At 68.0% G+C, this 12,923-nt stretch carries 2 protein-coding genes; one reads left to right on the forward strand and one right to left on the reverse strand.

Features of this window, described 5'->3' with window-relative positions:
• Positions 1-57 precede the first annotated feature (57 nt).
• Complete coding sequence (locus tag K0O64_RS01640; protein ID WP_220045959.1) at positions 58-11,106, reverse strand: type I polyketide synthase; 11,049 nt, start codon at positions 11,104-11,106, stop codon at positions 58-60.
• 357 nt (positions 11,107-11,463) lie between these two features.
• Between K0O64_RS01640 and K0O64_RS01645 the strand changes: the two genes are divergently transcribed.
• Complete coding sequence (locus K0O64_RS01645; RefSeq protein WP_096309614.1) at positions 11,464-12,873, forward strand: condensation domain-containing protein; 1,410 nt, start codon at positions 11,464-11,466, stop codon at positions 12,871-12,873.
• Positions 12,874-12,923: the final 50 nt, after the last annotated feature.

The following is a 12,923-nucleotide window of genomic DNA, read 5'->3' on the forward strand; positions in this document are numbered from 1 at the left end:
CGAGCAACGCCGGTAGCGGTGCGATCTTCGTCACACCGCTACGGCGCTAGCTCGCTTTCAGTCCTCCGACGGGGGTGCGGCCTCGGCTGCCGCTTCGGCCGGAGATGCGGCCGCATCCGGCTCGGCTTGCCCTTCGGCCTCGCCCGAGGCCGACTCCGCGTCCGGCAGCTGGGAGACCAGATGCTCGGCGAGCTCACCGATCGTCGGATGGTCGAACACCGCGGTCGGGGAGATGTCGAACTTCCCGCCGAACTGGCCGAACAAGCGGTTGCGCAGTTCGACCGCCATCAGCGAGTCGGTACCGAGATCCAGGAACCGGCTGGACGCCGCGGGCGGCTGCGCGAGGCGCAGGAAGCCCTGCACCTCTTTCTGCAGGAACTCGGTGATGAAGCCGGCTCGCGCCGCCACCGGGAGTTCCTGCAGCTGCCGGAGCAGCTCGCTGTCACCGACCACCGTGCCGTCACCGCTGGGCAGCACCTGATCCAGCAGTGGCGGACGGATACCGCCGAGCACCTTGGCCGTCCGCTGCCAGTTGGCCTTGAGCACGGTCGCTTGCGCCGCACCGTGCCGGATGGCCTCGCCGAGCGCGGCCAGCGCCGCGGACGGCTCCAGCGGCATCATGCCCTGGGCGCTGAGGTTGGCGACGGCGGCCTGCGAGCTGGCCATACCGCCCTGACCCCACGGACCGAAGTTGACAGCGGTCGCCGGCAGCCCCTGCGCCCGGCGATGCGCGACGAGCCCGTCGAGCAACGCGTTGGCAGTCGCGTAGTTGCCCTGTGCGGGCGAGCCAAGAACCGCTGACGCCGACGAGTACAGGATGAAGAACTCGAGGTCGTCATCCTTGGTCAGCCGGTGCAGATGGTGCGCACCATAGGCCTTGGGCGCCAACGTGGTTCGGAACCGATCGAGATCCTGCTGCGGCAGCAGGGCATCGTCGAGCACACCGGCCAGGTGTGCCACGCCCCCCAGCGGCGGCAACTCGGTCCGGACCTTGTCCAGCAGCTCGACGACCTCGGACTCAACACCGACGTCGGCAGAGTAGACGTGAATCCGGCAGTGGAACCGCTCGGCGATGGCGTCGACGGCCTGCTGAGCCTCCGCATCCGGAGCCCGACGGCTGGTGAGCACGATGTCACCGGCGCCGAGCTGAGCCAGATACGACGCCGTGTGCAGGCCCAGCGCACCCAGACCACCGGTGACCAGATAGCTCCGATCACCGCGTGGCTGAAGCGGTTTGGGCATCTGGACCACGATCTTGCCGATGTGGCGCGCCTGCTGCATCCGCCGGAACGCGGTTCTGGCTTCGGTCAGCGGGTAGACCTCGGCGGGCACCGGAGTCCATTCGCCCTTGGCCAGCCCGTCGGACACCTCGACCATCAGTCGCTGGATATGGTCCGGGTCGGTCATCATCGTGACGTCGAGCGCGACGATCTCGTAGTTGATGTCGGGACGCAGTTCCGCCATCTGCTCGGCCGTCCAGATATCGCGCTTGGCGATCTCGGCGAACCGACCGTTCTGGGCGGTGGCCCGCACCGTCGCCTCGACGAAGCCCTCACTGGTTAGGGAGTTCAGCACCACATCCACGCCCTCGCCATTGGTATCCGCGAGAATCTGATCGGCGAATTCCGTTGTGCGCGAATCGTAGACGTATTCCACGCCCATCTCCCGCAGGGTGGCGCGCTTGTACTTGCTGGCAGTGGCGAACACGGTGGCGCCGTGCGCGCGGGCCATCTGTACCGCGGCCAGCCCCACACCACCGCTGGCAGCGTGAATCAGCACCTTGTCACCGGGCTTGAGCTTGGCCCAGTCGAAGGCGAGCCGGACGGTCAGCGCCGCAGCGGGGATGGTCGCGGCGTCCACCGCGCCGATCCCGTCCGGCACGGTCGCCAACAGCGGCTCAGGCACGTTCAGCCGGCTGGCGAAGGCGCCCTGCATCGAACCGAAGACCCGCTGACCGACCTCGAATCGGGTGACCTCCGAGCCGATTTCGGTGACCACACCACACAGGTCACCACCGATCGGCCCGGGATCGCCCGGGTACAGGCCGAGGACGTTGAGCACATCGCGGAAGTTGAGGCCGGCTGCCTCGATCCGGACCTGCACCTCGTTGGCCTTCGGCGGTGTCACCTCGATCTCGGTCAGGCGCAGGTTGTCGATCGCGCCGCGCTCGGTGGGGGCCAAGGCGTAGTCATCACTGCGCGGCATCGGCAACTGGCCGTTGCGCGCCCAGTGCAGCAGCCTCGAGACCAGGAAACGGCCCTGGCGCACAGCCATTTCCGGCTCGACGACTGGCGTGCCCAGCGCGCCGGCCACCCAGCTCAGTGACTCGTCGGAACCGTCCCCGTCGATCAGACGAACCCGCAGGCTCGGCTGCTCGGCGATCAGCGTGCGGCCGAATCCCCACAGGGCGGCCTGCACCGGATCGACCGGCTCGCCGGGCTCGGTGGCCACCGCACGTTCGGTGACGATCCACAGACCCTCGGCCAGCGTGTGGTTCCCCTCGGCCAGCGCGGTCTGCGCAGCGCCGAGGAAGGTGGCGATCTGAGCCTCCAGGCGAGCGGCGAGCTCAGCGGTCGAGCCGTCGGCTCCACCTTGTCCCGTCGCTTCGCTCGCCCCGGTCGCGTGTCCGGAACTGCGCCAGACGATTCCGCTGACCGGCGTACCGCGCTCGGCCGCCTCGGCGAAGGCCCGCTGCCAGGACTGTGGATCCGTGGCCCCGTCGACCGTGACCGCACCGGGTACCTCGGCCGCGAGCGCGTCGAAGCCGGCGATCAGCCAGGTGCCGTTCGTGGTCTTCTCGGCGTCGTCGGCGGCCGGGGGCGCGATCTCCTGCCAGCCCAGGCTGTACAGCAGGCGGGTGGAGTCGCCACCGAGTCCACGCATCAACGCTTCACGCGGGGCGCGCTTCACGGTGAACTCGGCGATCCCGCCGAGCACCCGACCGTCCCGATCCAGGAAATCGATGTCGAAGACCTGGGTTTCGTTGTTGATGGTGTTCTCGTGCCAGCGGGCACGGCAGTAGAACCGCCGTGGCATCTTCTCGGCCACGGTGACCTGTCCGTACCGCAGCGGCAGGAACAGGTCGGTCATCCCCTGCTCGGCAGCCAGCGTCGCCGGGAAGGCGGGGAACGCCACACCGGTGCACAGGTCGAGGAGCACCGGGTGAATCGGCTCGCTGCCGAGGTGCTCGCCGAGCTCCTCGCCGACCGCGATGTCGCCGATCGCCTCGCCCTTGCCGACCCACAACGACTTGAGCGAGGTGGACCACGTTGGGCCCCACGCCAGTTCCATGTCGTGGAAGATGTCGAACAGTTCCTGCGGGCGGGTGCGGTTCATCTGTTCGATCGCCTCGTCCGGAGCCACAGCCTGCGTCGGCTCCGCATCGGGATCGACACCGGACAGCAGGGTGCCGTCGGAGTTCAGCGACCACTCGGCCTCGCGAACGCCGTAGGGCCGGCTGTGCACCTGGAACTTCCAGCCGTCGTCGACGGGATGCAGGGTCAGCTGCACCTCGCGAGACGCCTTGTCGGGCAGGATGATCGGCTCGTAGAAGAAGACTTCCTTGACGCGCGCGGGTGCACCCGCCGCGGCCATCGCCATTGCAGCGTATGTCGCGCCGGGCACGACCACGGTGCCGTAGATGACGTGGTGGGCCAGCCATGGCTGGGTCTTGACCGACAGCACGTTGGTGTAGACGGTGTCACCCGATGCCAGGTCCTTGGCGCTGCCCAGAATGCCGGATGCCGCCGTGCCATCGGGCCGGATACCGGAGGTCTTCGGCCAATACCGGCGGCGCTGGAACGGATACGTCGGCAGTTCGAGTCGCTGGCCCGACGTGTGGAACCGGGCCGCGAAGTCCGGCCGGTGCCCACAGATGTACGTGGTGGCCAGCGCTTCGGTCATCTGGCGCGCAGCGTTGGCACCCTTACGCAGCGACACGATCGCTCGCGGCGTGGCCGAGGACTCCGGCCAGATCTGCAGTGCGGCCGCGGTCAGGATCGGCTGCGGGCCGATCTCCATCAGCACCGAGCAGCCCAGCGCCGCGACCGTGCGCACACTCTCGGTGAACTGCACCGGCTGACGGGAATGCCGCCGCCAGTACTGGGCATTGATCGGGGTCTCGGCGGTGAGCACCGCGCCGGTCCGGTTGCAGACCAGCGGACGCGTCGGCACCGCGTAGGTGAATTGGGTTGCGAACGACTCGAATTCGTCGAGCACCGGATCCAGCAGTTCGGAGTGGAAGGCGTGGCTGGTCTCCAGCCACGTGCATCGGGCGCCGTCCTCGCTGCAGGCGGCGACGATCTGCTCCAGATCCTCGCCCGGACCCGACAGCACGGTGTTGCGGCCGTTGTAGGCGCCCACCGAGACCCGCGGGAAGCCGGCTGCGGCGCGCTCCACGTAATCGGGATCGGCGAACACCGCCACCATGCGGCCGCCCTCGGGGAGGCTGCCGAACAACCGGCCGCGCTCGGCGATCAACCGGATCCCGTCCTCGAGGCTGAAGACACCGGCCACGCACGCCGCGGCGTACTGGCCGACGCTGTGGCCCAGCACCACGTCGGGTTCGATACCCCAGGACTGCCACAACCGGGCCAGACCCATCTCGACGGCGAAGATCGCCGGCTGGGCAAACGACGTGTGCCGCAACGTTTCCGCGTTCTCGCGCTCACCGGAGAACAGCACGTCGAGTAGCGGACGCGGCAGCATCGGATCGACGGCCTGCGCGCAGCGGCGCAGGGTGTCGGCGAATACCGGCTCGGTCTCGAACAGTTCCTTCGCCATCCCCGGGTATTGGCTGCCCTGGCCTGGGAAGAACCACGCTGTGGTCGGCGGGTCGGTGCACTCGCCGCGGAGCACACCCGGGCGCAGCCGGTTCGCGACCAGATCATCGAGCAGCATCTTGGCCTCGGGCACCGAGTTCGCGACCACGGCGGCGCGGTGCTCGAAGTGCGAGCGTCCCGCCCCGGCGGTGAAGGCGACATCGGAGATCGAGGCGTCGGGATGCGCTTCGAGCCAGTCGGAGTAACGCTGGGCCAGTGCCAGCAGGCCCTGTCCGGACCGCGCCGACAGCGGCAGCACGCTCAGCGGTTCGCGCGCCGGCTCCGGCGCGACGACCTCGACCGGCTCGTCGACGTCGTCGCCGAGCGCGGGCTGCGGCGCCTCTTCGAGCAGCACGTGGGCGTTGGTGCCGGTGAAGCCGAACGAGCTGACACCCGCGCGGCGCGGCCTGCCGTTGGCCACCCACGGCGTGGGCGCGTCAACCACCTTGACCGGCAACGAGTCCCACGGGATGTGCGGTGACGGGTTCTGGAAATGCAGGTTCTGCGGCAGCAGTTCGTTCTGCAGCGACAGGATGACCTTGATCAGACCGGCCACACCGGCGGCAGACTCCAGGTGCCCGATGTTCGTCTTGGCCGTTCCCATCAGCAGCGGCCGGCCCGAGTCGCGACCGGCGCCGTAAACCGCCGCGGCCGCCTGCACCTCGATCGGGTCACCCAGCGGGGTGCCGGTTCCGTGTGCCTCGAGGTAGTCGACGTCGCCGCCACCGAGACCGGCGCGGGTGAGTGCGGCGGAGATGAGCCGTTGTTGCGCACCACCATTGGGCACCGTCAAACCGCTGGACGCGCCGTCCTGGTTGACCGCGCTGCTGCGGATGACCGCGGCGATCCGGTCGCCGTCGCGCTGTGCATCCGACAGCCGCTTGAGTACCAGGATGCCGCAGCCCTCACCGCGCACGTAGCCGTCGGCCGACGCGTCGAAGGTCTTACAGCGGCCGTCGGGGGCCAGCATCCGCGCGCGCGACGCGGCGACGATCGACGCCGGGCTCAGCAGCACGTTCACGCCACCGGCCAGCGCCATATCGCAGTCACCGGAGTGAAGTGCCTGCGTCGCCTGATGGACGGCGACCAGCGACGAGCTGCACGCGGTGTCCACCGCCATCGCCGGGCCTTCCAGGCCCAGGGTGAAGGCCACCCGGCCTGCGATCGCGTTGAGCGCGTTGCCGGTGATGAAGTGAGCTTCGAGGTTCTCGACCGACTCACCGGACAGCAGATGGGAGTACTCGTTGGCGCCCACACCGACGAAGACGCCGGTGCGGCTGCCGCGCAGCGATGCGGGGGAGTAGCCGGCACGCTCCAGGCCTTCCCACGCGATTTCGAGCATCAGGCGCTGCTGCGGGTCGATCCACACCGCTTCCCGCGGCGAGATGCCGAAGAACTCCGGATCGAACCCGTCGACGCTCTCCAGATAGCCACCGCTGCGGGTGTAGATCTTGCCCGGCGTCTGCTGATCGGGGTCGTAGTACTGGTCGACGTCGAAGCGGTCTTCGGGGATCTCCCGGATCGCATCCACCGCCCCGGACAACACATCCCAATACGCATCGGCATCGGGCGCGCCGGGGAACCGGCAGGCCAGCGCGATGATCGCGATCGGCTCGTCGGTCGCCGCGCTCGCCAGCGAGGCCGGGGCGGCCGCAAGCTGCGCGCCCGCCTTCTCGTTGAGGTTGAGCACGTCACCGAGGATGTAGTCCGCGACATCGGTCAGCCGTGGGAAGTCCATCGCCAGCGTGGCCGGAAGTTCCTTGCCGACAGCCTGTTCCAGGCGCCGGCGCAGTTCGACGGCCATCAGGGAGTCCATACCGAGGTCGAAGAATCCGGCCTCTTCGCGGACCTCCGACGCATCGACGCGGGTCACCTCCGCGACGGTGTTGCGCAGGTACTCCAGCACGAGCTTCTTGCGCTGCTGCACCGGCGCTGCGGTGAGCTGTTCGACCAGTCGGGTGGTGCCCGAGGCCCCCGTGGCCGCGGGCACCGACTCGGGCACCTCGCGGGCCACCTCGGCCAGCAGCGACCTGCGGCCGGCCTGCAGATAGATGGGCAGGAAACGGGCCCAATCGATCCGCGCCACCACGGCTTCGGCCGGTCCCTGGGAGCCGTCGGCGGCCATGACGTCGGCCATCCCGGCCAGCGCATCGGTGGGCGACAGGGTCTTGATTCCGCGTCGGTCCAGCTGGGCGCGCGCGTCCTGATCGGCCATGCCCGCCGACCAAGGACCGAAGTTCACACTGATGCCCGGGACGCCGCGTTCGCGCAGCCGCCAGGTCAACCCGTCGAGGAAGGCGTTGGCTGCGCTGTAGGCGCTCTGGCCGTAGCTGCCCCACACCGACGAGATCGACGAGGTGGACAGGAAGAAGTCCAGCTTCAGATCGGCGCTGGCTTCACTGAGGTACCAAGCGCCCCAAACCTTTCCGGAGAAAACGCGATCGACTTCGGTGCTGTCGAGCGAGCTCAGGGGGGTGGTGCTGTTCTCGCCCGCGGCATGGACGATGCCGGCCAGCGGCGGAAGCTCGGCCTGCACGGTGGCGAGCAGGCGGGCGACGTCGTGCGGGTCGGCGACATCGGCCGCGATCACCCGGACCGTGCAGCCGTGCTGTTCTGCTAGCAGGTCGATGCGACGTTGGGAGTCCTCGCCGGGCGCGCGCCGGCTGGTCAGCACCAGCTGGCCGGCGCCGTGGGCGGCCAGATATCCGGCGATCTCCAGTCCGAGTGAGCCGAGCCCACCGGTCACCAGATACGTTGCGTCGGAGCGTAATTCCAGCGGGGTCGAGTTCGGTTGGCCGGTTCGCCGGACCAGCCGCGGGACGTGAACGGCATTGTCGCGCACCGCGATCTGATCTTCACCGGGTGATGCCGCGACGACCTGCTTGATCAGTCGCGACCAGTCGTCGGCACCGGTTCCGGACAGGTCGGCGAGGCCGCCCCACAGCTGCGGATATTCCAGCGCGGCGACGCGGCAGTATCCCCACAGGCTGCTCTGCTCGGGTGACACGGTGTCGGTGTCGGTGACGCGTTGTGCCCCTTGGGTGATCACCCAGATGGGTGTGCGCAGTTCGGCGGCGGCAGCAGCGCGGAACAGGCGTTGGGTGCCACCGAGCACGCGATGCTGCATCCGCAGCAGTGACCGCATCGACGACTCACCGTCGGAGTCCAGCGCCGCGACATGCAGGATGCGCAGCGCCGGCTCGTCCTGCACGGCCGCGGCCAGTTCGGCGACCAGGCGCTCCTCGTCGGCGTCGGACACCGGCAGGCCGAGTACCCGGTGCCGGTGACCGTTGGTGGTCAGCGCGTCGACCAGTGGGCGCATCACGGCGGTGTCATCGCCGATGAGCAGCCAGGCCGCTCCCTCGCCCACCTCGGTCGAGGAACCCAGCCCCTTCTGCCAGCGGATCTCGTAGCGGATGTCGGCGATCGACTGCGCGCTTCGCTGCCGGTTGTGCTGAGCGGCAAGCTTGCTCAGCACCTCGGCGGTCGTCGTGGTCCCGTCCGCACCGAGCAGTGCGGCGAGCTCCTCGATCCGGCCGTCCTCGAGCAGCTGGACGGCCTCGGTGCGCGCGGCATCGTTGGCGGCCGGCTGCGACTGCTTGCTCTGGTACCAGTACTGGCGATGCTGGAACGGATAGGTCGGCAGGTCGAGCTTGCGGGCGGGCTCGCGCACCAGCGCGCCGAAGTCGGGTACGTGCCCGGCCACGTAGGAGCCGGCCAGGGCTTCGGTCAGTTGGCGGTGGTCGGCGCCGTTACGACGCAGTGACGCAACCGCTTTGGGTGCGGTCGCCGGATCCGGCCAGGCGCGCAGGGCCGCGGCGGTGAGCACCGGCTGCGGGCCGACCTCGAGCAGCAGCGCGCAGCCGAGTTCGGCCAGCGTCGCGACACCCTTCGCGAACTGCACCGGCTGACGGGCATGGCGACGCCAGTACTGGCCGTCGAGCTTGGCATTGCGGCCCAGCGTGGCCCCGGTCCGGTTGCACACCAGAATGCGCTGTGGCGCCGCGAAATCGAAGCCGTTGGCATAGGTTTCGAAGGCGTCCAGCGCCGGGTCGAGCAGCGAGGAGTGGAAGGCGTGGCTGGTGTCGAGCCAGTCGCAGCGCGCCCCGTCGTCCGACAGTTGGGCGATCGCACGCTCGAGGTCAGCGGCCGGTCCCGACAGCACCGTGTTGGCGCCGTTGTAGGCGGCCACCGACAGGCTCGGGAACTCGTCGGTCAGGCTCTCGACCTTGTCCGGGTCGGCGAAGACCGCGCACATCCGTCCACCGGCGGGCAGGTCGCCGAACAGGCGACCCCGCTCGGCCAGCAGTCGGGCACCGTCCTCGAGGCTGAAAACCCCTGCGACACAAGCTGCGGAGTACTGGCCGACACTGTGCCCGAGCACCACGTCGGGTTCGAAGCCCCATGATTGCCACAGCCGGGCCAGTCCCATCTCGACCGCGAAGATCGCGGGCTGGGCATACCGGGTCTGCTTCAGCGTCTCCGCGCCGTCGGCATCGGCGGTGTCAGTTCCAAAGACAATGTCGAGCAACGGCTTTTCGAGCACATCGGCGATGGCTTCGGCACATCGCGTCATGGTTTCGGCGAACACCGGTTCGGTCTCGAACAGCTCGCTGGCCATGCCGGCGTACTGACTGCCCTGGCCGGGGAACAACCAGGCGGTCTTGGGCGCATCGACGCAGTCACCGCGCACCAGACCCGGGGCGGGCAGGTCGTCGGCGAGGGCGCCGAGCAATTCACGAGCGGACTCAATGGAATTGACCACCAGGGCGGCCCGGTGTTCGAAGTGGGCTCGGCCCGCTCCGGCGGTGAGGCACACGTCGGCGAGGGTCGCGTCCGGGTGCTCGCCCAGCCAGCTGCGGTAGTCCGCCGCGACCTGTACCAGGGCGGCCGGGGTACGGGCGGACAGCGGGAGCACCGCGAACCGGCGGTCGTCGGACTGTGCGTCGGCGGCCACGGGGTCGGTGACCGGTGCCTCTTCGAGGATGACGTGCGCGTTGGTGCCGGAGAACCCGAACGAGCTGACACCGGCGATACGCGGCCGATCGGAGCGCTCCCACGGGCGGGCCTTGTCGACCACCTGCACCGGGATCCGGTCCCAGGGGATGTGCGGCGAGGGGTTCTTGAAGTTCAGGTGCGGGGGCAGCTCGGAATGCTCGAGCGACAGGACGACCTTGAGGACGCCGGCCACACCCGCGGCCGCCTCGAGGTGGCCGATGTTGGTCTTCGCCGAGCCGATCAGCAGCGGTTGATCCGCATTGCGGCCCTTGCCGAGTGCGGCGGCCGCGGCCTGAACCTCGATGGGATCGCCCAGCGAGGTCCCGGTGCCGTGCGCCTCCAGGTAGTTGATATCGGTGGGCGCAAGGCCGGCGCGGTCCAGCGCCTCGGCGATGACACGCTGCTGGGCCACACCGTTGGGCACGGTCAAGCCGCCCGAGGCGCCGTCCTGGTTGACCGCGCTGCCGCGGATCACCGCGCGGATGTGGTCACCGTCGCGGATCGCATCATCGAGGCGCTTGATCGCGATGACACCGCAGCCCTCGCCGCGCACATAGCCGTCGGCCGACGCGTCGAACGTCTTGCACCGGCCGTCAGGGGCCAGCATCCGCGAGTGCGAGAACGTGATCATGGTTGCCGGGCTGAGCATGACGTTGACGCCGCCGGCCAAGGCCAAGTCGCATTCGTCGAGGAGCAACGCCTGGCAGGCCTGGTGAATGGCCACCAACGATGAGCTGCACGCTGTGTCGACGGTGACCGCGGGGCCTTGCAGCCCCAGCCGGTAGCTGATTCGGCCTGCGGCGGCGGCACTGGACGTACCGACCGCCAGGTAGGCCTCGATCTCGGGGTAGGTCAGCGAATCGGATGCCATCCCGAGGAAGTCGTGAGTCGCAAGACCGACGAACACGCCTGTTCTGGTATTCGCCAAAGTCGTTGGCGCAGTTCCGGAATGCTCCACAGCACGCCACGAAGTCTCCAGCAGCAGGCGGTGCTGCGGATCCATCAGGTTGGCTTCGCGCGCCGATACCCCGAAGAACGGTGCGTCGAACCCGGTGACGTCGTCGACGAAACCGGCCCGCCGAGTGACCATCTTGCCCGCCGCGTCCGGGTCGGAATCGAAGAATTCCTCGACATCCCACCGGTCGGCGGGGACCTCCGAGATCGCGTCCCGGCCGCCCCGCAGGACCTCCCAGTACTGGTCGGCATCCGCGGCTCCGGGAAGCCGTGCCGCGTAACCGATGATCGCGAAACGGGGCGTCTGCTGCGTCGGGCGTTCGGTAGGTGCCATCAGGTTGTGTTCTCCGCGTCGGGCCGGTGAAAGTGTCGCTGTCCTCGATGGGAGACCACGTCAGGGCCAGGAACGAACTTCCGAACGGCCACGGCTCGGTCATCCCCCGACTACGACGGCCGGCTCATCTCCCGACGGTCAGTATTGCACGGACGTTGCTACAGCAACTGGTTTCGATTTGTTGTCGGGGGGTACGTGGCCAGGCGTTACAGGGTTATTTAGGGCCTTTAGTCACTACTTTTGACCAGGGGATATCCGGGTCGAGCGGCGAGCACCTCAGCGACAGGCGCTATCTTGGTCTGGCCACCAGCGTTACCGGCCTACGGTCGTAGCCGCTGTCGATCCGGGAGGGGTATTTTGCACATCGGGAAGATTACAATCGGCACAATCGATGATTGGTCGCCGAGCCCCGGTGTGGTCGTTTCCTGGCACCCGACAAAAGCGGCAATGGAGAAAGCGCGTCAGGCGCCCGTAAGTTCGGTGCCCGTCAGCTATATGCAAGGCCAGCACATTCGCGGTGTCTATGAACAGGACGCGGCCGGACTCGACTATTCTCGGCAGATCATCGCCACCTGCGAAGTTCCTGGTAAATGCGATATCGATGCCATGAACCACGCGCTCAACGCGTACTTGCGGCGCCACGACACGTACCGCAGTTGGTTCGAATACTCCGGTTCCGGCGAGATTGTCCGACGAACCATTCCGGACGCCGCCGATATTGAATTCGAGCCGATCGACAACGGCGTAATGGCCGCCGAAGACGCTCGCAAACATATCGTCGATATTCCCACTCCGATGGAATGGGGCTGCTTTTCGTTCGGCGTCGTGCAGGGTGAGGATCACTTCGATTTTTACGCCAGCATCGACCACGTTCACGGGGACGCGGCGCTGATCGGCATCACCATGCTCGAAGCCCACGGCATGTACACATCCCTGACGATGACGGGCCAGCCCATGGCCCTGCCGGAGGCCGGCAGCTTCGACGATTTCTGCCTTCAGGAGCGCGAATCGACGGCCGCTTTGACGGTCGATTCGCCAGAGGTTCAGGCCTGGATCGAGTTTGCCGAAAACAACAACGGCACGCTGCCGGAGTTCCCGCTGCCGCTGGGCAACGCACTCGAGCCGACCGTCGCCGACATGGTCGGAGAGATGATTCTCGACGCCGACCAGACCACGCGATTCGAAGCGGCGTGCACCGCTGCGGGGGTTCGCTTCGTCGGCGGTCTGTACGCCTGCACCGCCATGGTCGAGCATGAATTGACAGGTGCGACAACCTATTACGGGCTCACGCCGCGCGACACCCGCAGGACGTCGGACAACTTCACCACCCAGGGCTGGTTCACCGGTCTGGTGCCGATTACCGTTCCGATCGCCGCGACGACGTTCCCCGAGGCCGCCTGGGCCGCGCAGACATCGTTCGATTCGGGCCTGAACCTGGCGCGGGTGCCGTATTACCGGGTGCTGGAACTGGCTCCGTGGTTGGAGAAGCCGCGCCCGAACTTCCCGGTGTCGAACTTCCTGCATGGTGGTGCGGCACCGCTGAATGCAGTGCTTGCGGCCGCTGACATGGGCTACTCGAACAACATCGGGATCTACTCCGACGGTCGATTCAGCTACCAGCTGACGATCTACGTTTTCCGGTACGAGGCCGGTACCGCGATGGCGGTGATGTTCCCGGACAACCCCACCGCGCAGAAGTCGGTCGCCCGCTACATCGCGGCGACGAAGTCGGTGGTCGAACGGATTGCCGACAGCGGGCAATGGTGACGTGTGTGTTGGATGCAGTGAAGGAGCGCGGGGCCTGACGGTCTCACGCA

It is taken from the genome of Mycolicibacterium pallens (assembly GCF_019456675.1).
GTDB lineage: Bacteria > Actinomycetota > Actinomycetes > Mycobacteriales > Mycobacteriaceae > Mycobacterium > Mycobacterium crocinum.